18 protein-coding genes are annotated in these 22,981 nt (G+C 70.7%); 3 read left to right on the top strand and 15 right to left on the bottom strand.

Annotated features, from left to right (window positions below; genetic code table 11):
- Positions 1 to 4 precede the first annotated feature (4 nt).
- The 11 genes from rplU to C8N24_RS22100 form a co-directional block, all read right to left on the bottom strand.
- Positions 5 to 316 carry a 50S ribosomal protein L21 gene (rplU, locus tag C8N24_RS22150; RefSeq protein ID WP_121254215.1) on the bottom strand — a complete coding sequence of 104 codons (312 nt, stop codon included), beginning with the start codon at positions 314 to 316 and terminating at the stop codon, positions 5 to 7.
- A gap of 14 nt (positions 317 to 330) precedes the next feature.
- Positions 331 to 3,558: an Rne/Rng family ribonuclease gene (locus C8N24_RS22145; RefSeq protein WP_245971949.1), complete on the bottom strand. Its 3,228-nt coding sequence runs from the start codon at positions 3,556 to 3,558 to the stop codon at positions 331 to 333.
- A 9-nt stretch (positions 3,559 to 3,567) separates the two neighbouring features.
- The gene (locus C8N24_RS22140) at positions 3,568 to 4,758 is read right to left on the bottom strand and encodes an FtsW/RodA/SpoVE family cell cycle protein (protein WP_121254213.1); all 1,191 of its coding nucleotides are present in this window, start codon (positions 4,756 to 4,758) and stop codon (positions 3,568 to 3,570) included.
- A complete protein-coding gene (mrdA, locus tag C8N24_RS22135; protein ID WP_121254212.1) occupies positions 4,755 to 6,950 on the bottom strand; it encodes a penicillin-binding protein 2 in 2,196 nt (731 codons plus the stop codon). Before mrdA ends, C8N24_RS22140 begins: the two co-directional genes overlap by 4 nt.
- Positions 6,951 to 6,953: 3 nt before the next feature.
- A complete protein-coding gene (mreD, locus tag C8N24_RS22130; RefSeq protein WP_121254210.1) occupies positions 6,954 to 7,520 on the bottom strand; it encodes a rod shape-determining protein MreD in 567 nt (188 codons plus the stop codon).
- Entirely contained in the window at positions 7,517 to 8,350 is an 834-nt protein-coding gene (gene mreC / locus C8N24_RS22125; RefSeq protein WP_170179314.1) for a rod shape-determining protein MreC, read from the bottom strand. The genes mreD and mreC overlap by 4 nt, the downstream gene beginning before the upstream one ends.
- Positions 8,351 to 8,434: 84 nt before the next feature.
- A complete protein-coding gene (locus C8N24_RS22120; RefSeq protein ID WP_121254206.1) occupies positions 8,435 to 9,487 on the bottom strand; it encodes a rod shape-determining protein in 1,053 nt (350 codons plus the stop codon).
- A 226-nt stretch (positions 9,488 to 9,713) separates the two neighbouring features.
- A complete protein-coding gene (locus tag C8N24_RS22115) occupies positions 9,714 to 10,220 on the bottom strand; it encodes a nucleoside triphosphate pyrophosphatase (RefSeq protein WP_245972034.1) in 507 nt (168 codons plus the stop codon).
- A 44-nt stretch (positions 10,221 to 10,264) separates the two neighbouring features.
- Positions 10,265 to 10,675: a nucleoside-diphosphate kinase gene (gene ndk, locus C8N24_RS22110; RefSeq protein ID WP_121254201.1), complete on the bottom strand. Its 411-nt coding sequence runs from the start codon at positions 10,673 to 10,675 to the stop codon at positions 10,265 to 10,267.
- Positions 10,676 to 10,690: 15 nt separating this feature from the next.
- A complete protein-coding gene (locus C8N24_RS22105; RefSeq protein WP_121254199.1) occupies positions 10,691 to 11,281 on the bottom strand; it encodes a zinc ribbon domain-containing protein in 591 nt (196 codons plus the stop codon).
- A gap of 153 nt (positions 11,282 to 11,434) precedes the next feature.
- Entirely contained in the window at positions 11,435 to 12,628 is a 1,194-nt protein-coding gene (locus C8N24_RS22100) for a bifunctional folylpolyglutamate synthase/dihydrofolate synthase (RefSeq protein WP_121254197.1), read from the bottom strand.
- A gap of 178 nt (positions 12,629 to 12,806) precedes the next feature.
- On the opposite strand from C8N24_RS22100, the gene C8N24_RS22095 reads away from it, so the two are divergent.
- Positions 12,807 to 14,630: a methyl-accepting chemotaxis protein gene (locus C8N24_RS22095; RefSeq protein ID WP_121254195.1), complete on the top strand. Its 1,824-nt coding sequence runs from the start codon at positions 12,807 to 12,809 to the stop codon at positions 14,628 to 14,630.
- 56 nt (positions 14,631 to 14,686) lie between these two features.
- On the opposite strand, the gene clpX is transcribed toward C8N24_RS22095, so the two are convergent.
- From clpX to tig, 3 genes are all read right to left on the bottom strand, one after another.
- A complete protein-coding gene (gene clpX, locus C8N24_RS22090; RefSeq protein ID WP_121254192.1) occupies positions 14,687 to 15,955 on the bottom strand; it encodes an ATP-dependent Clp protease ATP-binding subunit ClpX in 1,269 nt (422 codons plus the stop codon).
- A 9-nt stretch (positions 15,956 to 15,964) separates the two neighbouring features.
- Entirely contained in the window at positions 15,965 to 16,549 is a 585-nt protein-coding gene (clpP, locus tag C8N24_RS22085; RefSeq protein ID WP_121254190.1) for an ATP-dependent Clp endopeptidase proteolytic subunit ClpP, read from the bottom strand.
- A 137-nt stretch (positions 16,550 to 16,686) separates the two neighbouring features.
- Positions 16,687 to 18,006, bottom strand: coding sequence for a trigger factor (gene tig / locus C8N24_RS22080; protein WP_121254188.1), 1,320 nt, complete (start codon positions 18,004 to 18,006; stop codon positions 16,687 to 16,689).
- 197 nt (positions 18,007 to 18,203) lie between these two features.
- Here tig and C8N24_RS34215 point away from each other — a divergent pair, with 197 nt between their 5' ends.
- Positions 18,204 to 20,060 (top strand): methyl-accepting chemotaxis protein, encoded by a 1,857-nt coding sequence (locus C8N24_RS34215; protein ID WP_121254187.1) that lies wholly within the window; start codon positions 18,204 to 18,206, stop codon positions 20,058 to 20,060.
- A gap of 52 nt (positions 20,061 to 20,112) precedes the next feature.
- On the opposite strand, the gene C8N24_RS22070 is transcribed toward C8N24_RS34215, so the two are convergent.
- A complete protein-coding gene (locus C8N24_RS22070) occupies positions 20,113 to 20,736 on the bottom strand; it encodes a TetR/AcrR family transcriptional regulator (RefSeq protein ID WP_121254185.1) in 624 nt (207 codons plus the stop codon).
- A gap of 84 nt (positions 20,737 to 20,820) precedes the next feature.
- Here C8N24_RS22070 and C8N24_RS22065 point away from each other — a divergent pair, with 84 nt between their 5' ends.
- A complete protein-coding gene (locus C8N24_RS22065) occupies positions 20,821 to 22,965 on the top strand; it encodes an ATP-dependent helicase (protein WP_170179313.1) in 2,145 nt (714 codons plus the stop codon).
- The last annotated feature ends 16 nt before the right edge of the window (positions 22,966 to 22,981 follow it).

Genomic DNA, 22,981 nt, shown 5'->3' with positions numbered 1-22,981 from the left:
CTCCCTAACCGATCGACGTGATGCGGATTCGCGTCAGTTCCTGGCGGTGACCGGTGCGCCGCTTGTAGCCGCGCTTCGGCTTGAACTTGAACACGCGCAGCTTCGGGCCGCGCTCATGCGCGACGATCTCCGCCTGGACGCTGGCGTTCGCCAGACCGTCGCCTTCGAAGACGGCGTCGGCGCCGTCAGCGGCGAGCAGCAGAGGCTGCAGCGCGACGGTGGCGCCGACATCGTCGGGCAGACGCTCGATCAGGAGGGTCTGGCCCTCGATGACGCGGTATTGCTTACCGCCGGTCTTGATGACTGCGTAGGACATTGTCTGTAAAGGCTTCAGTCGGAGACTTCGGCGTCGGCCTGAGCCTGCGCGCGGGAACGGCGCCGACCATCACTACGGCCACGGCGCCGGGGCGAAGAGGATAGCGCGTCGCCGTCGCCGTCCTCCTCGAAGCTCGGCGAGGCGGACGCCTCCGTCATCTCGAGCGCGGCCGGACGCTTGCGCGCGCGGCCCTTCGGCTTCGGCGCGGGGTCCTCGTCGCCGATGCCGACCGCGGCCTCCGCTGCGGCCGCGACGGCCTCCGGAGCGGGCCGCTTGCGCGCCCGTCCCTTCGGCTTCGGCGTCCCGTCCACGGCCGCCTCGTCGGCGACGGCGGCAGCGCGCCGACGCGCACGCGGCTTCGCGACGGGCTCGTCCTCCACGACGGCCTCGACCGCCTCACCCGGCGCGGTCTCGGCCGCCGGCTTGCGGCGCCGTGCCCGCGGCTTCGGGGCGGGCTCGACGGCCTCGTCCGCGGCGACCGCCTCGACGGGCGCGTCCTCCGCGGCTCGACGACGGCGCGCACGCGGCTTGGGCGCGTCCTCGACGACCTCGCCCGCGGCGACGGCCTCCGCGGCCGCCTCGGGGTCGACCGCACCGCGGCGACGGCGCGAACGCGGACGCGGGGCGTCGTCCTCGGCGACTTCGCCCGCGGCGACGGCGTCGTCGGCCGCCTGAGTGGCCGCGGCGTCGCCGTCGTCCGCCCCGCGGCGACGGCGCGAACGCGCACGCGGCGCCTCGTCCTCGACGACCTCGCCCGCGGTCACGGCCTCCGCGGCCGCCTCGGGATCGACCGCGCCCCGGCGACGGCGCGAACGCGCACGCGGCGCCTCGTCCTCGACGACCTCGCCCGCGGCGACGGCCTCGTCGGCCGCCTGCGCGGCCGCGGCGTCCGCGCCACGACGGCTGCGAGTGCGCCCGCGCGGCGCCTCGTCCTCGACGGACTCGTCGGCGGACGGCGCGTCGACGTCGGCGTCGACCGCCGCGCCCCGGCGGCGGCGCGAGCGGCCGCGCGGCGCGTCGTCCTCGGCCTCCGCGGCCGAGCCGTCCTGCGGCGTGCCCTCGCCCGCCACCGCGTCGACGTCGGCTTCGGCCCCACCCCGGCGGCGGCGCGAGCGGCTGCGCGGGGCGTCCTCGTCGGTCGCGCCGTCCTCGGCGACGACGTCCTCGGTGGTCGTCTCGGTGGCCTCGGCGGTCTTGCGACCGCGGCCGCGGCCACGGCCGCCACGGCGGCGGCGCTTGCGCGGCGTGGCGTCGGCGTCGTCCTCGGCCGCGGGGGCGGTGCCCGCCTCGGTCGGCGACTCGTCCGTGAGCGTCGCCGTGGCGATCGCGGCCTGCTCGTCCTCGCGCGGGCGGCGCTTGGCGGCGCTCTTCTTCGCGGCGGCGGTGCGGCGGGCGGCGGCCTGTGCCTTCTCGCGCGCGGACTCCCGCTCCTTCGCGGCCTCCTCGGCGACCTCGGCGTCGGCGCCGACGAGGACCGCGCGGGCGATCGTGCGCCCCGCCTCCTCGATGCGGACCATCTTTTTCTCACCGACGAAGTGGACGCCGTTGACGACGTCGATCAGGTAGCCATCGACCTTGGCGACCGCGTCGTCCTCGTTGTACATGTGCGGCTCGACGAGGTGGACGTGCACCTCCTCGCCGGCGCGGAACGGGACCGCGTGCTCCTCGATCTCGGACCGCGTGCCCTCCATCGTCACCGCGAAGTGGTCGAGCGGCAGGCCGTCCGAGCCCTCGAAGTGGAAGAAGCGGCCGGTCTCCTCCTCGAGCGCGTGCAGCTCACGCGCGCCGTCGGCGATGAAGAACGCCGTGACCTTCGGGTTGATCCGCAGCAGGTAGGCCTCGGGGCCGTCCGGGCCGGCGTCCTTGACCATGTGCCGGATGTGGCGGGAGAACTCGATCGCGATCGTCTCCGCCGACTTGACCACGCCCTCGCCGTGGCACACGGCGCAGGTGTTGGTCATGATCTCGCGCACACCGTCGGTGACGTTCTGGCGCGTCATCTCGACCAGGCCGAGCGGCGAGATCTCGACCACGAAGGTCTTCGTGCGGTCCTCGTCCAGGGACTTGCGCAGGACCTTCAGCACGGCGTCGCGGTTGCGCGACCGCGCCATGTCGATGAAGTCGATGACGATGATGCCGCCGATGTCGCGCAGCCGCAGCTGGCGCACGGCCTCTTCCGCGGCCTCGAGGTTCGTCTGGGTGATCGTGTCCTCGAGCCGGGCGCTCTTGCCCTTGCCGGTGAACGACCCCGTGTTGACGTCGATGACGGTCAGCGCCTCGGCGTAGTCGATGATCAGGTAGCCGCCGCTGGGCAGGTCCACCCGCCGCTCGAGCATGCCGTTGATCACCGGGTCGACGCCGTAGGCCTCGAACAGCGGGTCCTCGCCGTCGTAGAGCTCGACGCGGTCGACCAGCTCGGGCGCGGTGCGCGTGAAGAACGAGACGAGCCGGTGGTGCGCGAGCTCGTCGTCGACGACCGCGCGCTCGAAGTGCTCGGAGAAGATGTCGCGCACGACGCGGACCGAGAGGTCGGCCTCCTGGAACACGAGCGCGGGCGCCGTGGTCTCCTTGACGCGCTTCTCGAGAACCTCGTTGAGCTTGAACAGGTACTGCAGCTCGCGCTCGAAATCCGCCCGCGTGGCGCCGTGCGCCGCGGTGCGGATGATCGCGCCACCGCCGTCCAGGTTCAGCTGCTTGGCCTCCTTGCGAAGGCGGTCGCGCTCCTTGTCCTCGAGGCGGCGGGAGACGCCGACCCCTTCGCCCGTGGGCGCGTAGACCATGTAGCGACCGGCGATCGTGAGCTCCATGCTCAGACGCGCGCCCTTGGTCTTGAGCGGATCCTTGACGACCTGGACCGTGATCTCCTGGCCCGGCTTCAGCAGGTCCGTGATCCGCGGCCCGCTGCCGCGGCCGCGCTTGGCCTGCTCCACGCCCGGGAGCACGATCTCGTCGACGTGCAGGAAGCCGTTCTTGTCCAGCCCGATGTCGACGAAGGCGGCTTCCAACCCCGCCAGCACGTTGTCGACGCGGCCCTTGTAGATGTTGCCGACGATCGAGCGGCCACCACGGCGCTCGAAGTAGATCTCGGCTACGCGGTACCCGTCGGGGACGGCGTTCGGCCTGCGCTTGCGGCCACCCCGGCCGCGTGAGGACTTGGTCGGCGCGCCCGGATCACCTGACGCCTCCAGCATGGCGACGCGGGTCTCGCCGCGATCCACCGTGACCAGCACTTGCTTTTTCAAGGGACAACCTCATTGGAAGTACACGGCCCTCCCCTTGCTCGACGACGTCTCGCGCGCCTGCGCGTTGATCGAGTGCAAGAGGCCGAGGGCCAGGAAAGTGGAGAGCATCGACGAGCCGCCAAAGCTCAGCAGTGGAGCTGTCACGCCGGTGATAGGCATGATCCCCACATTCATCCCGATGTTCACGAAAAGCTGGTACAGCAGCATCATCGCGATGCTGCCGGCGATCAGCGCCCCGAAGAGGTTCTTCGCGATCGTCAGGATGTGAAGCGCGCGCCAGATGAGCAGCGCGTACAGCGATAAGACGAGCGCGCAACCGGCGAAACCGTAGGTCTCGCCGATCACGGCGTAGATGAAGTCGGTGTGGTGCTCGGGCAGGAAGTCGAGCTTGGTCTGCGTGGCGCCTTCGACGCCGCGGCCCGTCTTCTCACCCGAGCCGATCGCGATCCGTGCCTGCTCCTGCTGGTACCCCGCGTCATTGGCGCTCTCACTGGGGTGCAGGAACGACGTCAGGCGGTCCACCTGGTAGGGCTTGAGGACTTCCACGCCCATCTTCGGCGCCGCCACCAACACGAACGTCACGGCCACCACGAACAGGGCCACGAGCCCCGCGAAGTGCCGCCACGGCGCGCCCGCCACGAACAGGATCGCGAGCGTGCCCGCGACGTAGACCGTCGCGGACCCGAGGTCCTGCTGAGCCAGGACGATCATCGTCGGCAGCAACCCGAGCAGCATCACCCGGGCGGTCGTCTGCCGTCCCATCTCACGCATCCGCTCGACGACGAACCCGGCGAGCGAGACCGCGAGCAACACCTTGCCGATCTCCGAGAACTGCAGGTTGAAGCCCGGCAGCTCGATCCACGCGTGCGTGCCGCGCGTCTCTGGCGCGAAGGCCAGGATGAACAGGTTGCCGAAGATCAGCAGCCCGTAGATCGGATACCGCAGCTCGCGCAGCCGGGAGTAGTCCAGCCGCGAGAAGCCGTACATCAGCACCAGCCCGACGGCGATGTACACCGTCTGGCGCTTGACGAAGAACAGCGGATCGTCGGCGTCGTCGACCGTCGCACCCTTGATGGCGATCAACGAGCAGGCGATCAGGCCGAGCGTCGCCAGGAGCAGCAACGGGTCCAGCCGCATCCGCCACTCGCGCGGGACGAGCGGGGGCGGCGGCTCGGAGGCTGGCTGGATCTTCGTGCTCATCGAGTGACGGTCGTTTCCACGGCGGTGTCCGGTGGCGTATCCGCTTTCGGCGCCGGGGAAGACACATCGAACCACTCGGAGAGGATCTTGCGCGCTGCGGGTGCCGCCGTCTCGGCGCCGAAGCCACCCTTCTCGACCGTCACGACGACGACGATCGGGCGGCCCTTGTCCCGCACGAAGCAGGCGTACCAGGACTGATCCGCGTTGGGCGGGCGCTCCGCGGTGCCGGTCTTGCCGTAGATGGGGAACTCGCTCATCGGCCAGCCCTTCCACACCTGCGCGGAGGTGCCGCCCTCTTCCTGGGCGGCCCCGCGCAGCCCTTCGAGCACCGCGGCGCGGTCACGCGGGTTCAGCTTGATCTTGCGCTTGGCCTTGGGGCGGAACTCCTGGAGCGGGATCCCGTTGCCGTCCTCGATCGCCTTGCCCAGGTGCGGCTTGACGATGGTGCCGTTGTTCTCGAGCGCGGAGTACGCGACCGCCACCTGCAACGGCGTCACCTGCAGGTCGCCCTGGCCGACGGAGAGGTTGACGTTGTCGCCACCCGACCAGCCGCGCTCGATGCCGCCGCACTCGAACAACGCCTCGGTCGTCCCCGCGCTCAAGCCCGCCTTCTTCACGCACTTGACGTACTTCTCGTACTCCGTGTTGCGCCACTTGCGGTTGGGCACCAGCCCCGGCCGCTCATTCGGCAGGTCGATGCCCGTCTTGTTCCCGAAGCCCAGCTTGTCCGCCCAGCGCTGGATGACCGAGCCGTTGTTCGCTTGCGCACCGAGCTTGTAGAAGAAGATGTCCGAGGACACCGCGAGGCCCTTGACGATGTCGACCGGCCCGAAGACCGCGTCCTGCGCGTTCTTCCACTCGCGGCCACCGTACTTCCACGTGCCGCCGTCGTCGTCGACCTTGCGGGTCGGCGTGATCAGGCCCTCTTCGAGCGCCGCCAGCGCGGTCACGACCTTGAAGGTGGACGCCGACGGGTACGCGGACTCGGTCGCGCGGTTGAGCAGCGGCGCGTCGGTCGAGTCCGACGTGAGGTAGTCGTAGCGCTTCTGGGTGAACGGCTTCGCGAACCAGTTCGCGTCGAACGACGGCGCGGAGCCCATCGCCAGGATCTCGCCGTTGCGCGGGTCCATCGCCAGGAAGGCGCCGGCGCGCGTCTGGTACTTGGAGCTCTGGATCGCTTCCGCGAGCGCCTGCTCCCCCGTCTTCTGCAGGTCGGAGTCGATCGTCAGCCGCAGTCGCTGGCCCTGCTTGGGGTTGGTGACCGAGACCTTGCGCTCGTCGTCACGGGAGCCGAAGGCGTCCACCACGAGGCGCGTCGCGCCGTCCGTGCCGCGCAGGTACTTGTCGTACTGGTACTCGAGGCCGGTCTTGCCCACGCGCGTGCCCTGCGCGACGTCCTTGTACTTCTTCTCCTTCAGCTGCTCGGCGCTGATCTCGGAGACGCTGCCGAAGAGCTGCGCGGCGAGCTTGCCCTCGGGGTACTCGCGCTGGTAGACGTACGCCACCTCGACGCCCTTGAAGTACTCCGGGCGCTCGCGCATGTAGTTGAACTTGGCGAGCTCGACGTCGCTCTTGATGGTGACGTTCGAGTAGGGCGTGTCGGCGACGCTGCGGATGACGCGCTCGTGGATCGTCTTCGGCGTCATCCCGATCGCCTCGCCGACGCGGCGGTAGAGCTCCGCGAGGTCCTTCTCGTTGGGCGGGATCGTCGGCAGCGCGACCTTGCGGGCCGTGCTCGCGGCCTTCTTGAGCGTCTTGCGCTCCTCGTCCTCTTCCTTGGTCGTCTTGCGCCCGTCGTCCTTGAGCGAGCGCACGAACGCGTCGTAGCGACGCTCGTTGGCGAGCCGCTCGGTCTCGGCCGCGGACAGCGCCTTCTGGTAGTCGCTGGCCTGCTTGAGCACGGACGCCGGCAGCGACGAGGGCACGAGCTGGACGACCGCGGCCTTCTTCGTGCGCACGAGCGCCTGCGCGTTGCGGTCCACGATGTCGCCGCGCGGCGCCTCGATGCGCTCGGTGCGACGACCGTTCTGGCTGGCGGCGACGCGCGCCGTGTCGCCCGTGAGCACCTGCAGGTACCAGAGGCGGAAGAAGACGATCCCGAACAGGACGAAGGCGATGCCGCCGAGCACGGCGACGCGCCACGCCAGCTGCGGCGTGATCGGGCGAAGGCGTTCTTCGACGCGCTGCGGCATCGGCTACGCCCGGCTGAGCGGGCTCAGGCCGCCCGTCGTGTAGGCCCGGCGCCGGCGGCGGCGCGGGTCGTCCGGCAGGAACGTGGCCAGGGCGCGGTGCATGACCGCGTAGACCGGGAGCGCGATGAGGGAGTTGAGCAGGACGATCATCAGCGTGTCGCGGAGGAGCAGGAGCGAGACCGGTGCCTTCACCCCCAGCAGGAACTGCAGGAGCGCGAAGCCCACGGCCGCGATCGCGGTCGCCGCGGCCCCGACGGCCACCGGCGCGAGGCCGTGCGCCGGGTCACGCAGCTCCCGGATGCGTCCGGCACCGTAGCCCACCGCCGTAAAGACGAGCGAATTCACGCCGAGCGTCTGGATCGACGGCAGGTCGACCAGCAGGCCGAGGCAGAAGCCGAAGACCGCGCCGGTGGTGGAGCCGGCGATGAACCCGGCGAACGCGACCAGCAGCGGGATGAGGTCCGCGGGCACGCCGAACACGGTCACGTTCGAGACCACCGTGATCTGCAGCAGCCAGCCGAGCAGGCCGAGCAGGCAGAGGCGCAGGACGCTCTTGCCCGAGACCGTCATCGGCCCTCGAGGTCGGCGTGTGGATCGGTCAGGACCTGAACCATGTCCAGGCGCAGGAAGTCCGCGGCGGGCTTGACGTGGATGCGCTTGTCGAGGTCGCCCTCGCCGAAGTCGATGCGGCTGACCGTGCCGATCAGGATCGCCGCCGGGTAGCGCGACTCGACCTGCCGGTTGATCGTGCCGGCCGTGTACACGAGGTCGTTCTCGCGCACCTTGGCGGTCGCGTCCACGGGCTCGAACAGCAGGTCCCCAGGCGCGCCGATCGCGGGCTGGATCGAACCGGCGAACTGGTCCCGGCCGACGTTCACCGTCGTCGCGAAGCTCTGGTCCGTGATCAACGTCACCACCGACGCGCCGCCGGCGGCCTCCTCGACCTTGCCGATCAGCCCGGCGCCGTTGACCACCGGGTCACCGCGGCGGACCCCGTCGCTCGTGCCCTTGTTGATGGTCACGCGCTGGAACCAGGTGCTCGGCGAGTGCACGAACACGCGCGCGTCGACCGGGCCGTACTTGCTCCAGCCCAGCTGGTTGTTCTCGTTGAGCCCGGCCCGCTGGTTCGCCTCGCTCAGCTGCTTCTGCATCTGCGCGAGCTGCGAGCGGTAGGCGTCGCGCTGCTTGACCGCCTCGTCGCGCTGGTCCTTGGCGTCGATCGTGTCGCCGAACCAGCCGAACAGGTCGCGCACGGGCTTGAAGACGCGGCTGGCGCCTTCCTGGATCGGGCTCAGGACGCCCAGCGCGGTGCGCTGCGCCCCGTGCAGGCGGCCGTCGGAGGACTCGCCGTAATAGGCGGTGAGCAGGATCAGCGAGGCCGCTACGAGAACGACCAGCACTGCACGGCGGCGTCTGACCGCTTTGTCGTGCATACAGGTATCAAGACTTGGTTGGCTTCAGCGGTCAAGAGCAAGCTAGCGGCTCTATCGGCGCGGGCGGCGATTGCGGTTGTTCGAGCGGTTGGACTTGTGGATCGCCTCGAACTCCTCGAGGCTGCGGCCGCTGCCGACGGCGACGCACGTGAGCGGCGACTCGGCGCGGTGCGCGGGCATCTGCGTTTCCTCGCGGAGGCGCTCATCCAGGCCCTGCAGGAGGCTGCCGCCGCCCGCGAGCATGATGCCGCGATCCATGATGTCCGACGCCAGCTCGGGCGGTGTGCGGTCCAGCGTCTCCTTGATGGAGTCGATGATCTGGACGAGCGGCTCTTCGAGCGCGGCGCGTACTTCCTCGGACGTCAGCACGACGGTCTTCGGGAGGCCGGAGACGAGGTCGCGGCCACGGATCTCGGCCTGCACCTCCTCCTCGAGCGGGTACGCGGACCCGATCTCGAGCTTGACCTCCTCGGCCGTCTGCTGGCCGATCAGGAGCTTGTACTCCTTCTTGACGTAGTTGATGATCGAGTCGTCGAGCTCGTCGCCGCCGACGCGGATCGACTGGGAGACGACGATGCCGCCGAGGCTGATGACGGCCACCTCGGAGGTGCCGCCGCCGATGTCGACGACCATGTTCCCGGTCGGCTCGCCGACCGGCAGGCCCGCGCCGATGGCCGCGGCCATCGGCTCCTCGATCAGGTACGCCTGGCGGGCGCCCGCGGACAGGCACGCCTCCTCCACCGCGCGCTTCTCGACGCCGGTCACGCCCGAGGGGACGCAGACGACGACACGCGGGTGGGCCCAGCGGTTCTGGTGCACCTTCTGGATGAAGTGGCGCAGCATCTCCTCCGTCACGTCGAAGTCGGCGATGACGCCGTCCTTCAGCGGGCGGATTGCGGAGATGGTGCCCGGGGTACGTCCGAGCATGCGCTTGGCCTCGATGCCGACCGCGTGCACCTCGCCGGTGCGGGAGTCGATCGCGACCACGGACGGCTCTGAGAGCACGATGCCACGGCCACGGACGTAGACGAGCGTGTTGGCGGTGCCGAGATCGACCGCCATGTCACGGCCGCCGAACCCGGTGAGGTACGAGAAGAAGCCCATGCGTGAGCGGACCGGACCTCCTCTAGTTAGGGAGACCGAGCCGATTCCGGAGTCTACCGAAGGGTCGATCCACAGAAATGGGCTGCAAAGGCGCTCTCACTCCGCTTCACGCGCGGCGTCGATCCATTCGCGCCCCCGGTGAGCGCCGACGTGCGCTCATGCGCGTCGCCGCGCCGAGTGGTGAGGCGCGCTCACAAGACCCCCCGATCGGCGTACGCGCCCGCCGCTACGCCGGGAGCAACTCGGGCAGCGCGTCGAGCAGCCGCGCGAGCGGCAGGCCGACGACGTTGAGGTAGTCGCCCTCGATGCCCGCGATCAGCGCCGCGCCGGCGCCCTGGATGGCGTAGCCGCCCGCGCGGCCGCGCCACTCGCCCGTCCCGACGTACCAGTCGATCAGCGCGGGGCTCGCCGGGCGGAAGTGGACCTGGGTGACCTCGACCGAGGTGTGGACCAGCTCGCCTTCGCGGACGATCGCGATGCCGCCGACCACCTGGTGCGTGCGACCCGCCAGGCGCGCGATGAACGAGCGCGCCTGGTCGGCGTCGGCCGGCTTGCCGAGGACGTCGCCGTCGAGACCGACGTCCGTGTCCGCGCCCAGCACGGTCGCTCCGGTGGCGGCGAGCGCCGCCACCGCGAGCGCCTTGCGGCGCGCGTTCTCCTCGGCGACCTGGACGGGATCGCCCGTGGTCTCCTCGTCGACGTCAGAGACGAGGACGGTGAAGGAGACGCCGATCTGCTCGAGAATGGCGCGCCGCTGCGGCGAGCCGCTCCCGAGGACTAGAGCTCCGGGAAAAAGATCCCCGCTTCGCGGATGCCGGACTCGGGCGAGTCGGAGCCGTGGACCATGTTCGTGCCGATCTCGAGGGCGAAGTCGCCGCGGATCGAGCCCGTGGCCGCCTCGAGCGGGTTCGTGGCGCCGATCACCTGACGCGCGGCCTTGATGGCGCTCTCGCCCTCGAGCACGAGCGCAACGATCGGGCCGGAGGTGATGAAGCTCACGAGCTCGCCGAAGAACGGGCGCTCAGCATGCTCGGCGTAGTGCTGCTTGGCGATGTCCTCGGTCACCGTCATGTGCTTGGCGGCGATGATCTTGAGGCCCTTGCGCTCGAAGCGGGCGATGATCTCCCCGGTGAGGCCGCGCGCGAAGGCGTCCGGCTTGACCAGGATCAGTGTCTTTTCAGTAGCCATAGGACCGTCAGTGTGTCAGCGACGTCTGCGGCGCGACGTCTCACCCGCGGACGCCTCGGCCGTCTCGGGCTCCAGGGTCTCGGCGGCGACCGTCGACTGGTCCGTCGTCTGGCGGCGGCGCCGACGCGTCGACGAGGCGGACGGCGACGGGGCGCTCGTCTCGGCCTCGCAGAACGGGCAGATGCGCCAGGCGGGGTCGATCGGCTTCGAGCACGAGTAGCAGCGCTCCTTGAGCTTGCGCATGCAGCTCGGGCACCGCAGGTAGTCGCTCTGGACCTCGTAGTCGCAGTGCGGACACAGGTGGTAGTCCAGGTTGGCCAGGCGCGCTTCGGCGGCGGTCATCTCGAGCTCGCGCAGGCGCACGTCGTCGAGGAACTCCGGCGGGCGGACGATCAGGTAGACGATCGTCCCGACGAACGGGAAGAAGCTCGCGAGCGTGGCGCAGGCGACGAGCAGTGGATCGTCGATGCGCCGGCGGGCGTCCGCGAAGGTCCAGAAGATCAGTGCGAGATAGAGGACCGCGGCGACCAGGAGCAGGACGTTGAGCACCGTCTGCGCCCACTCCTGCTCGATGTTCTCGATCCCAAATACGGCGAGCGTGTTCATGTGATGACCCGGAATCGTAGTGGGGAAAGCGGCGACGCCGTCACAGGAAGGCGCGCCCCAGCGCGTAGCCGATGCCGAAGAAGATCAGGATGACGACGGCCACCACGACCGCCACGAGGGCGATCATCGCGATGACACTGGGCCCGCGTTCGTTCACAGCGCACTCGCCCGGCGCGCTCCCGGCGCGCTGAGAAGATCGGCAACGAGGTAGATCGAACCCGTGGCGAGCACGGTTCCATGTTCGCCGGCGAGCTCCCTCGCCCTGCTCACGGCCTTGCGCGGGTCCGGCTCGATCTCGGTCGGCAGCCCCGGACCGACCTTCGCGGCGAGGTCGGCGAGCGTGGCCGGCGAGAGCGCCCGCGGGTTCGGGGCGCGCGTGAAGACCGCGGCGGAGAGCCGCGGAAGCAGCGCCTTGAGCATCGCGGCCGCGTCCTTGTCGTCGAGCACCGAGAGCACCGCGACGGTGCCCTGCGGCACGGATTCCGCGAGCGCCGCGATCCCCGGCGCGTTGTGGGCGCCGTCGTAGATCGTCAGCGGGTCGTGCGCGACCACCTGCAGGCGCCCGGGCACGGCGAGCGAGATCGGCGCGGCCTCCAGCGGCGCGCCGAGGACGGCCTTGGCCGCCGCGACGGCCGCCCCGAGGTTCATCCGCTGGTAGCCCGGCGCGTCAACCCCGACTGACGCCGGCCGCACGATCGTGGCCCCGGTCCGCTCGGCCAGGGCGAGCACGTCCGGGTGGTCGTCGCCGAGCACGAGCGTCGCGCCCGGGCGGACCACCGCGAGCTTCTCCCCCGCGATGTCCTTGATCGTCGGCCCGAGCCAGCGCGTGTGCTCCAGGCCGACGTTGGTGAGCACCACGACCTCCGCGCCGAGCACGTTGGTGGCGTCGTAGCGGCCGCCGAGGCCCGCCTCGATCACGGCGACCTCGACCCCACGGCGCGCGAACTCGTCGAAGGCGGCGGCGGTCAGCAACTCGAACTGGGTCACGCGCTCGCCGTCCGGAGAGGTCCGGTCGACCTTCGCCGCGGCGGTCGCGGCGCGCTCGATCGCCGCGGCGAACTCGGACGCGGTGAGATCGCTGTCGCCGACGCGGATGCGCTCGGCGAAGGTCGTCAGGTGCGGCGACAGGTACGCGCCGGTCCTGACGCCGTTGGCTTCCAGCAGCGCCGCCGTGAACCGCACGGTCGACGACTTGCCGTTCGTGCCCACGACGTGGACCGCGCGAAAGCGCTCCTGCGGCGACCCGAGGACGGTGAGCAGCCGACGCATGCGCTCCAGGCCGAAGCGCATGCCGAACAGCTCGAGGGACAGCAGGTGCTCCTCGGCCTGACGGAGGTCCCAGCTCACCGGCCGTTGCCCTTGACGTACAGCGCGAACTTTGCGCGGTGGTTATGGAACCTCATGCGCCCAGCAGTCTAGGAAATCGCCGCCGCTGGACACCGCACGCACGCGCGAGGCCAGGCCTCAGGTTGCTCGGCGTTCAGCCGATCAGAGGAACGACCCCGACCCGATCGACCCCCCTGAGATGAGACTGACGATCAAGCTGAAGCTGTTTGCCGCATTCGCCGCCGTGCTCGCGCTGATGGCGCTGCTCGGCTGGACCGCCGCCTCAGGCGCCAGCCGGATGAGCGAGGACACCGCCGTCTTCGACGCGAAGATGCTGCCCTCGGCACGCGTCGTCGGCGAGCTCAAGAACCAGACCGGCAAGTTCCGCCGCGACCAGGTCCGCTACACCGCCGCGCCGACGGCCGAGAAGCGCAAGGACATCGGCGCGACGCTGGGCGAGGACGTGGCCGAGGTCGACACGCTGATCGGCTACCAGCAGGGCCTGTCCACGGGCCCCAAGGCCGACGCCGCCCTCGACGCCTTCGTGAAGGTATGGGGCGAGTACAAGGCCGCCTCCGCCGACCTGCCCGCGCTCACCGACCAGGGCCGCGCGCCCGACGGCCTCGCCCTGATCGAGGGCGGCGCCGGCGACCAGGCCTGGGAGGGCGTCAAGGAGACGCTGACCACGCTCGACGCGGTCAACGCCGACTACTCGAAGGCGACGATGGCCGAGGTCCGCGCGGACGCGGACTCGACCCGGACGCTGTCGCTCGTGCTGCTCGGGATCGCGCTCGTGATCGCCGTCGGCATCGCCCTCTGGCTCACCCGCACGATCTCCGGCGGCACCAACCGCCTCGTCAAGGCCGCCCACGGCATCGCCGAGGGCGACGTCGAGCAGGAGGTCGCCATCCGCTCCAACGACGAGATCGGCGACGCCGGCCGCGAGTTCGAGCGCATGATCGCCTACCTGCAGGAGGCCACCGCCACGGCCGACCGGATCGCCGACGGCGACCTGACGCACGAGATCACGCCCAAGGGCGAGCGCGACGCGCTGGGCCACGCCCTGCGCCGGATGTCCGACAACCTGCGGGACGCGCTGGCCGCGGTCGCCGAGTCGGCGACCACGGTCGCGTCCGCCTCCCAGCAGATGGCCGCCACGTCGGACGAGACCGGCCGCGCGGTCGGCGAGATCGCCGGCGCGATCTCGAACATCGCGCAGGGCGCCGAGCGCCAGCTGCACTCGGTCGAGACCACGCGTCAACGCATCACCGAGGTGTCCGCGGGCGTCAGCGAGTCCGCCGCCGCCGCGCAGGAGACCGCCGCCGCCGTGATCGAGGCCGCGGAGGTGGCCAAGGAGGGCGTCGGCACCGCCGAGCACGCCACCAAGGCCATGCACGCCGTCCGCGAGTCCTCGCAGCAGGCCGCCGTCGCCATCCGCGACCTCGGCGTCCGCTCGGAGGAGATCGGCGGCATCGTCCACACGATCACGAGCCTCGCCGAGCAGACGAACCTGCTCGCGCTCAACGCCGCGATCGAGGCCGCCCGCGCCGGCGAGCAGGGCAAGGGCTTCGCCGTCGTGGCCGAGGAGGTCCGCAAGCTCGCCGAGGAGTCCCAGGGAGCGGCGGCCACGATCGCCGGCCTGATCGAGCAGATGCAGGCCGACACGCGCAAGGTCGTCGGCGTCGTCGAGACCGCCAGCGGCCAGACCGAGGACGGCGCCGCCACCGTCGACCAGGCGCGCGAGGCGTTCCTGCGCATCGGCGAGGCCGTCGACGGCATGACCGCCCGCGTCGAGGCGATCGTCGGCGTGGCCGACCGGATCGCCGCCGGCGCGACCGCGATGGAGACCGGCATCGGCGAGGTCAGCCTTCTCGCCCAGGAGTCGAGCGCCTCGACCGAGCAGGTGTCCGCCTCCACCCAGCAGACGTCTGCCTCCACGCAGGAGATCGCCGCTTCGGCCGCGTCGCTCAGCGACACGGCGCAGGAGCTCGAGCGCATCGTGGGCCGCTTCCAGCTGGCCTGACGACCACCGACGGGCGGCGGCGCGTCATCGGGTCGCGTCGCCGCTCGGAGGTGCCCCTAGGCGGACTTGGCGGCCGGGGTCTCTTCCCCGGGCGCCTCGGTGACGAGCGTCGGCTTGACGCCGCGCTCCACCGTCTCCTTGGTCACGACGCACTTCTTGACGTCGCGCCGGGAGGGCAGCTCAAACTGCACCTCCAGGAGGATCTCCTCGATGATCGACCGCAGGCCGCGGGCGCCGGTGTCGCGCTCGAGCGCCTTGTTCGCGACCGCGCGCAGGGCGTCGGTGGAGAACACGAGCTCGATGCCGTCGAAGCTGAAGAAGCGCTGGAACTGCTTGACGATCGCGTTCCGCGGCTCCGTGAGGATCGTGATCAGGTCCTCACGCGAGAGCTGGTGCACGGCGCTCGCGACCGGGAGCCGGCCGATGAACTCCGGGATGAGCCCGTAGTGCATGAGGTCCTCGGGCAGCGTCTGCTCGAACAGCTCGCCCAGGTCACGCTCGAACTTGGACTCGATGCTCGCGCCGAAGCCGACGCCCTTGTTGCCGATCCGGCGCTCGATGACCTTGTCCAGGTTCGCGAAGGCGCCGCCGCAGATGAACAGGATGTTCGTCGTGTCGATCGTGAGGAACTCCTGGTGCGGGTGCTTGCGGCCCCCCTGCGGCGGGACCGAGGCGGTGGTCCCCTCCAGGATCTTCAGCAGCGCCTGCTGGACGCCCTCGCCGGACACGTCGCGCGTGATCGACGGGTTGTCCGCCTTGCGGGCGATCTTGTCGACCTCGTCGATGTAGATGATCCCGGTCTCGGCCTTCTTGACGTCGTAGTCAGCCGCCTGGATGAGTTTCAGGAGGATGTTCTCGACGTCCTCGCCGACGTAACCGGCCTCGGTGAGGGCGGTCGCGTCGGCGATGGCGAACGGGACGTTCAGGATGCGCGCCAGGGTCTGCGCGAGGAGCGTCTTGCCACAGCCCGTCGGGCCGAGCAGCAGGATGTTCGACTTCTGCAGCTCGATGTCCGAGTCGTCGGCCTGCATCATCTGCACGCGCTTGTAGTGGTTGTAGACCGCTACCGACAGCGTGCGCTTGGCCTGCTCCTGCCCCACGACGTACTCGTTGAGGACGCCGTAGATCTCCTTCGGCTTCGGCAGGTTGTCGATGTCGAAGGTCGGCGGAGCCGTCAGCTCCTCATCGATGATCTCGTTGCAGAGATCGATGCACTCGTCGCAGATGTAGACCCCGGGACCCGCGATCAGCTTCTTGACCTGCCGCTGGGACTTGCCGCAGAAGGAGCAGAGGAGCTGCTCGTTGGAATCCGTGGGGCGCGCCATGAGATCAGGCTAGTGCTCGGAGATCACCCGGTCGATGATGCCGTACTCCTTGGCCTCTTCCGAGGTCATGAAGTAGTCACGCTCGGTGTCGCTCTTGACCTTCTCGATCGACTGGCCGGTCTTCTCGGCGATGATCTCGTCGAGCTTGCGACGCAGCTCGATGACCTCACGCGCGTGGATCTCGATGTCGGTCGCCTGCCCCTGGAAGCCGGACGAGACCTGGTGGATGAGGATCTTCGCGTTGGGCAGCGCCATGCGCTTGCCCTTCGCGCCACCGGTCAGCAGGAGCGCGCCCATCGACATCGCGATGCCGACGCAGATCGTCGACACGTCCGGCTTGATGAAGTTCATCGTGTCGTAGATCGCGAGGCCCGCGTACACCGACCCGCCGGGCGAGTTGATGTAGATCGAGATGTCCTTGTCCGGGTCCTCGGACTCCAGATGCAAGAGCTGGGCCACGATGAGGTTCGCGATCTGGTCGTCCACGGGCGTGCCGAGGAAGATGATGCGCTCGCTCAGGAGGCGGGAGTAGATGTCGAACGCACGCTCTCCACGAGAGGTCTGCTCGACAACCATCGGTACGAGTGGGCTCACGGTCCTCGCTTCGTTTCGCTTCGAACGCTCGAATCCTTCAGATGGTCGACGGCCCGTGCCGTACCACTCGGCCGAAGACTAGCAACGGCTGGAGCTGGTCCGACCCGGGTCCACCGACCAGGATGTGGGCGTATTGATCAGGAATCTGACGACGTGGCCGGAACCGGCTTGGCCGACTCCACCACGATGTCCCAAGCCTTGCGTTGGGAGAGGTCGTCCTTGAGGCTGTCCAGACGCCCGTTCTTGCGAAGCCGCTCGAGCAGCTTCTCGGGCTTGACGCGCTCGCCGCCACCGGCCTCGGCCACGGCTTCGAGCATCTCCTCCTCGGTCGGATCGAGCGACTCGGCCTCGGCGATCGCCGCCAGCACCGCCTCGCGGCGCAGCGCGACGTCGGCGTCGGGCTTGGCCTTCTCGATCGTCTCCTCCTCGGTGACGCCCGAGAGGCGGAGGTAGGTCTCACGGTTGATGCCCTGGTGCGAGAGCGAGTGGAGCATGGAGTCCCACATCTCGCGGGCACGGGCCTCGATCAGCGCGTCCGGGACCTCGACCTTCGCGGCCTCGACCGCGGCGTCGAGCGCGGCCTCGCGGAACTCCGCCTCGGCGCGCTGGGACTCGTTCTCCGACAGGCGGGAGCGGATGTCCTCGCGCAGCTCGTCGAGCGTGTCGAAGCCCGCCTCGACGGCCAGGTCGTCGTCGAGCTCGGGGAGCTGCTTGGCCTTGACCTCGCGCACGGTGACCGCGAACACGGCCTCCTTGGCGGCGAGCTCCTCGGCCGGGTAGTCCTCGGGGAAGGTGATCGTGACCTCGCGGTCCTCACCGGCGACCGCACCCTCGAGCTGGTCCTCGAAGCCGGGCACGAGCCGGCCCGAGCCGAGCTCGATCATCTGGTCGCGGCCCTCGCCGCCGGGGAACGGCACGCCGTCCACGGAGCCGGCGAAGTCCATCACCACGAAGTCGCCGCGCTGGGCCTGGCGGTCGACCGTGTCGAGCTTGGCCGCGCGCTCGCGCAGGCCCTCGAGCTCCTGGTCGACCTGCTCGTCCGGCACACCCGGCTCGCGCTTGGCGACCTCGAGGCCCTTGTACTCGCCGAGCTCGGCCTTCGGACGCACGCCGATCTCGATCGTGAACTTCAGCGGCTCACCCTCCTTGGGGAGCTCGCCCAGGTCCACCGACGGCTCGCCGACCGGCACCACGTGCGCATCGTCGATCGCCTCGCGGTACCACGCGCCCAGCGACTCGCGGACGGCCTCGTCCACGACGGCCTCGCGGCCGATGCGCTTGATGACGACGGGAGCGGGCGCCTTGCCGGCGCGGAAGCCCGGGACGCGGATGGTGCGGGCGAGCTGCTTGGCCGCCTGCGTCACGCGACGCTCGACTTCGGCCGGGCCGACTTCGGCGTCGACACGGACGCGGGACTCGGGGAGCTCGGTGAGAGTGGTGCTGATGTCGTTTGCCATGAGAGCGGCGGTCAACGATACAAACCAGGGCCATGTCTGAGCGCTTCGCCGCCTGGTTGATCACCGGACCCGTCGGCCATTTCGCGTCAGGGGCCGCCGACTGGGCGGTTTTTGCCTGGAGAACGCGGATGCGCCACAAGTCCCCCGAATGAGGGGCGTCTCATCAATCCGTCGATCGTCAGGCCGATGACAGAACCATGTCACGCCTCGCCAACTTGCCGATTGCCGCTCGCCTGGGAGCCGGCTTCGGCCTCCTCGCGTTCGCCATGTTGGCGATCACGATCCTCGCCACGCAAGCGTTCGGAACCTTCAAGGCCGACACGCAGCGTCTCTCCGACCGCGACGTGCGGTCCCTCGCCGTCGCCGGCCAGCTCGGCCAGAACCTCCAGGGTGCCGGTCGTGAGACCGTCGAGCACCTCTACGTCTACGACGGCGACCTCAAGACCCAGGACGAGATCCAGGGCAGCTTCGAGCGGATGCTCAAAGAGGCCAAGGCCGAGTCCGCCGAGCTGTCGAAGCTGACGGACGGCACGCCCGCCGCCACGCAGGCCGACGCCATCGCCAAGTCGGTCAGCGCCTGGGGCGAGCTCGCCACCGAGGCGATCAAGCGCTCGCGCCAGGAGACGGTCGACGCCGTCGAGGAGCGCGACGGCTCGCGCACCCTCTACGTCGAGCAGATCTCCGACCAGACGGGCGATCTCGCCGCCGAGGTCGTCGCGCTGCAGGCCGCCGTCAACAAGGGCACGGACGCGACCGCCGACGCCGTCGCCGCCCGCGCCGGCTCGACCTCGCGCACGCTGCTCCTCGTCGCGCTCGTCTCGCTGCTGGTCGCCGCCGGCATCGCGGTGCTGATCACGCGCAGCGTCGTCGGCCCCGTCAAGGGCCTGATGGCCCGCCTGCGCGGCCTGGAGGAGCAGGACCTGACCTCGCTCACCGACGGCCTCGAGGCCGCGGCGGCCGGCGACTTCACGCGCACCGCCACCCTCACCACCGAGCCGATCGACGTCCGCACCACCGACGAGGTCGGCCAGCTCGCCACCACCTTCAACGCCATGCTCGCCAAGGCCGACCGCTCGATCAGCGCCTACGGCGCGATGCGCGAGGAGCTCGGGCACCTGATCGGCGAGGTCACGCGCTCCGCCGAGTCCGTCAGCTCCGCCTCCCAGCAGGTCGCGTCCTCCTCGGAGGAGGCCGGCCGCGCCGCGGGCGAGATCGCCCACGCCGTGACCGACGTCGCCCAGGGCGCCGAGCGCCAGGTGCGCATGGTCGAGTCCACCCGCGTCGCCGTCCAGGAGGCCAGCACGGCCGCCTCGGCGAGCGCGCAGACCGCGTCCGACACCGCCCGTGCCGCCTCCGAGGCCCGCGAGGTCGCCCGCGAGGGCGTCGCCGCCGCCGAGTCGGCCACGGCCGCCATCCGCTCGGTCGCCGACGCGTCGGCGTCGGTCGGCTCCGCGATCGAGGACCTGTCCTCGCGCTCGGAGAAGATCGGCGGCATCGTCGGCACCATCACCGCGCTGGCCGAGCAGACCAACCTGCTCGCCCTCAACGCCGCGATCGAGGCCGCCCGCGCCGGTGAGCAGGGCAAGGGCTTCGCCGTCGTCGCCGAGGAGGTCCGCAAGCTGGCCGAGGAGTCGCAGGTCGCGGCCGCCGAGATCTCCAGCCTGATCGGCGAGATGCAGTCGCAGACGCGCCAGGTCGTGGGCGTCGTGGCCGACAACGCCGCGCGCACCGAGGACGGCGTGAACACCGTCGAGCAGACGCGGGAGGCGTTCCTGCGGATCGACGCCGCCGTCGAGGGCGTCGGCTTCCAGATCGCGGAGATCGCGACCGCCGTCGAGCAGATCGCGTCCGACTCGGCGCGGGCCGAGGGCGACGTCGGCGAGGTGGCCGCGGTCGCCGAGCAGTCGTCGGCTTCCGCCCAGCAGGTCTCGGCGTCCACGCAGGAGACCTCCGCGTCCACGCAGGAGATCGCGGCGAGCGCGGCGCACCTGGCCAAGACCGCCGAGGAGCTCAACGAGCTCGTCTCGCACTTCAAGGTCGGCGAGCCCGTCTAAGCCCCGTCACGCGTTGCGTCCGAGCGGCGTCCTCCGGGGCGCCGCTCGGCGTTTAAGCCGCCGGGCCGGGCGGCCGCCAGGGCTCCGCGGGCAGCGGGTTCGCGGCCGCGGGGCGCATCGCGTCCAGCAGCAGGCCAAGGTAGCGCGGCCAGTGGTCGTCGAGCGAGTGCTTGCCCTCGAACGACCGCGTCGTCGGGCCGAGCATGCGGAAGATCATCAGCAGGTCGTCGGCCACGAGGTCGTCGCGGATCACACCGGCCTGCTGGGCGCGCTCCAGCGGCCCGCCGGCCGCCGCCCGGAAGCGCTCGCGCTGCTCCGGGGTCAGCACCTCCGCCCCGCCGCGCGAGACGACGTCGTAGAACCCCTGGTTGGAGGCCTGCATGACCCCGGCGGTCTTCAGGAAGTGCTCGAACGCCTCCCCCACCGCCTCGCCGGAGAGTGCCTCCTGCGACACCTGCTCGAAGTCGACGAGGATGTCCTCGAAGATGGCGCAGACGAGCGCCTCCTTCGTGGGAAAGCGGCGGTAGAGCGTGCCTTTGCCGACGCCGGCGCGGCGGGCGATCTCCTCGACCCCCACATCGAGCCCGGCCTCTGCGAAGGCCGACCGCGCGGCGTCTAGGACGCGGGCGCGGTTGCGAGCGGCGTCGGCCCTGAGCGGACGAACGTGGGCCTCCATCGCCGACGATCCTATTACCGGTGAGGGGTTCCGTGCTAGGGCTGCATGGAGTCGTCCGATCCCGCAAATAGCGTTGCTCGTCCGATGGCGGTCTTGGCGGAGACGAGCGAGCGGCACTGGCTCGAGGAGCTCAACGACGAGCAGCGGGCGGCGGCGACCCACACGGGCGGCCCGCTGCTGATCCTCGCGGGGGCGGGCACGGGCAAGACGACCACGCTCTGCGCGCGCGTCGCGTGGCTCGTGGCCGAGGGCGTCCCTTCGGAGCGGATCCTGCTGCTGACCTTCACGCGTCGGGCCTCGCGGGAGATGCTGCAGCGCGCGCGGGGGCTCGTGCCGGCGTCCTCACGCGTCCTCGGCGGCACGTTCCACTCGGTCGCGCACCGGTTGGTGCGAAGGCACGCCGCGGCGCTCGGCCTGCCGGGTGGGTTCGGCGTGCTGGACGCGGGCGACGCGGCCGACGTGCTGGACCTCCTGCGCGAGGAGGCCGGCCACGCGAAGGCCCGCACGCGGTTCCCGAAGAAGGGGACGCTGCTGGACATCTACTCGCGCACGGTCAACGCGCAGCAGCCGCTGTCGGGTGTGATCGCGGAGCACTTCCCGTGGGTGGAGGACCACCGCGAGGCGATCAGCGCGCTGTTCCGCGAGTACACGGCGCGCAAGAAGTCGCTGGGCGTGATCGACCTCGACGACCTGCTGCTGATGTGGCGGGCGCTGGCGCGCGACGAGGTGATCGGGCCGCGCCTGGCCTCGTCGTTCGACCACGTGCTGATCGACGAGTACCAGGACGTCAACGGGCTCCAGGTGGACCTCGCGCAGGCGCTCGGCGGCTTCGGCTGCGACGTGACCGCGGTCGGCGACGACTTCCAGGCCATCTACGGCTTCCGCTCCGCGTCGGCCGGGCACATCCTCGACTTCCCGGAGCACTTCCCGGGCACGCGCGTCGTGACGCTCGAGCGCAACTACCGCTCGACGCAGCCCGTGCTGGACGCGGCCAACGAGCTCGCCGCCCAGGCCACGCGTGCCTTCCCCAAGCGCCTGCGGGCCGACCGCCCGGGCGGCGTCCGCCCCCGCGTGGTCCACATCCGCGATGAGGCGGCGCAGGCCGAGGAGGTCGCGAACCGGGTGCTGGAGGCGCGCGAGAACGGCTCCGACCTGCGCGACCAGGCCGTGCTCGCCCGCACGTCCCACGACAGCGACGCGCTGGAGCTCGAGCTGCTCAGGAGGAAGATCCCGTACGTCAAGTACGGCGGCCTGAAGTACCTCGAGGCGGCGCACGTGAAGGACTTCGTGGCGCTGCTCCGCCTGGCCGACAACGGCGGCGACGACATCGCGTGGTTCCGCGTCCTGCAGCTCGTCGAGGGTCTCGGCCCGGCGAGCGCACGCAAGGCCATGGCGGTGATGGCCGGCGACGACGCGCGTGGCGCCGGCGAGCCGAGCGAGGCGGCTGACGCGGGCGGCGCGGCCACCCGGCGCGGCCTGTCGGCGAGCGCTCGTGACGAGGCGGGCGAAGGCCGGCTGGCGGCCGTGCCCGACCGGCTCGCGGCGTGGCCCGCGGCGCGCGAGGTCATCCCGTCGGCCACCCGCGCGAGCGCGGACGCGCTGATCGCCGCGCTCGCCGTCGCCCGCGACGAGCAGCGCGCCGGTCCACGCGCCGAAGGGCTGCGCGAGGTGCTCGCGCCGCTCGTGAAGGCGCGCTACCCCGACGGCGGCGTGCGTGTCCAGGACCTCGACCAGCTCGTCGCGGCCGCGCACCAGGCCAACGATCCGCGCCACTTCGTCGCCGAGCTCGTGCTGGACCCGCCGCAGTCGAGCGCCGACCTCGCGCAGCCGCCACATCTCGACGAGGACTATTTGACGCTGTCGACGATCCACAGCGCCAAGGGCCTCGAGTGGGACCACGTCCACGTGCTGGCGGTCTACGACGGCAACTTCCCCGCCGACATGGCCGCGGGCACGAGCGAGCAGATCGACGAGGAGCGCCGCCTGCTCTACGTCGGGATGACCCGCGCGCGGCGCACGCTGTCGATGTACGTGCCGGTCCGCTACCACCACCGCCCGCGCGGGTTCGACGACGCGCACGGCTACGGCAAGCCGTCGCGCTTCCTCACGCCCGAGGTGCTGGCGTGCTGCGACGTCACGCGGTTGCCCGACGACCCGCTGAACCCCCGCGGGGCGCCGATCGTGACCGCGCGCCGGCTGACGGTGTCGCCGGACTCGTTGTTCGACTAGCGTCGCGAGTCGGCAG

This window comes from Solirubrobacter pauli, from assembly GCF_003633755.1.
Classification (GTDB): Bacteria; Actinomycetota; Thermoleophilia; order Solirubrobacterales; family Solirubrobacteraceae; genus Solirubrobacter; species Solirubrobacter pauli.
The sequence above is the reverse complement of the archived record's forward strand: the minus strand, read 5'-3'. Positions and strand labels throughout refer to the sequence as shown.

What these genes read in the sequence shown, in the direction of transcription:
- ndk (WP_121254201.1), bottom strand. Translation starts at nt 10,675, where the DNA reads ATGGCTACTGAAAAGACACTGATCCTGGTCAAGCCGGACGCCTTCGCG.
- C8N24_RS34215 (WP_121254187.1), top strand. Translation starts at nt 18,204, where the DNA reads ATGTCACGCCTCGCCAACTTGCCGATTGCCGCTCGCCTGGGAGCCGGC.
- C8N24_RS22105 (WP_121254199.1), bottom strand. Translation starts at nt 11,281, where the DNA reads ATGAACACGCTCGCCGTATTTGGGATCGAGAACATCGAGCAGGAGTGG.
- mreD (WP_121254210.1), bottom strand. Translation starts at nt 7,520, where the DNA reads ATGACGGTCTCGGGCAAGAGCGTCCTGCGCCTCTGCCTGCTCGGCCTG.
- rplU (WP_121254215.1), bottom strand. Translation starts at nt 316, where the DNA reads ATGTCCTACGCAGTCATCAAGACCGGCGGTAAGCAATACCGCGTCATC.
- C8N24_RS22065 (WP_170179313.1), top strand. Translation starts at nt 20,821, where the DNA reads ATGGCGGTCTTGGCGGAGACGAGCGAGCGGCACTGGCTCGAGGAGCTC.
- C8N24_RS22140 (WP_121254213.1), bottom strand. Translation starts at nt 4,758, where the DNA reads ATGAGCACGAAGATCCAGCCAGCCTCCGAGCCGCCGCCCCCGCTCGTC.
- C8N24_RS22070 (WP_121254185.1), bottom strand. Translation starts at nt 20,736, where the DNA reads ATGGAGGCCCACGTTCGTCCGCTCAGGGCCGACGCCGCTCGCAACCGC.
- C8N24_RS22095 (WP_121254195.1), top strand. Translation starts at nt 12,807, where the DNA reads ATGAGACTGACGATCAAGCTGAAGCTGTTTGCCGCATTCGCCGCCGTG.
- clpX (WP_121254192.1), bottom strand. Translation starts at nt 15,955, where the DNA reads ATGGCGCGCCCCACGGATTCCAACGAGCAGCTCCTCTGCTCCTTCTGC.
- mrdA (WP_121254212.1), bottom strand. Translation starts at nt 6,950, where the DNA reads ATGCCGCAGCGCGTCGAAGAACGCCTTCGCCCGATCACGCCGCAGCTG.
- tig (WP_121254188.1), bottom strand. Translation starts at nt 18,006, where the DNA reads ATGGCAAACGACATCAGCACCACTCTCACCGAGCTCCCCGAGTCCCGC.
- C8N24_RS22120 (WP_121254206.1), bottom strand. Translation starts at nt 9,487, where the DNA reads ATGGGCTTCTTCTCGTACCTCACCGGGTTCGGCGGCCGTGACATGGCG.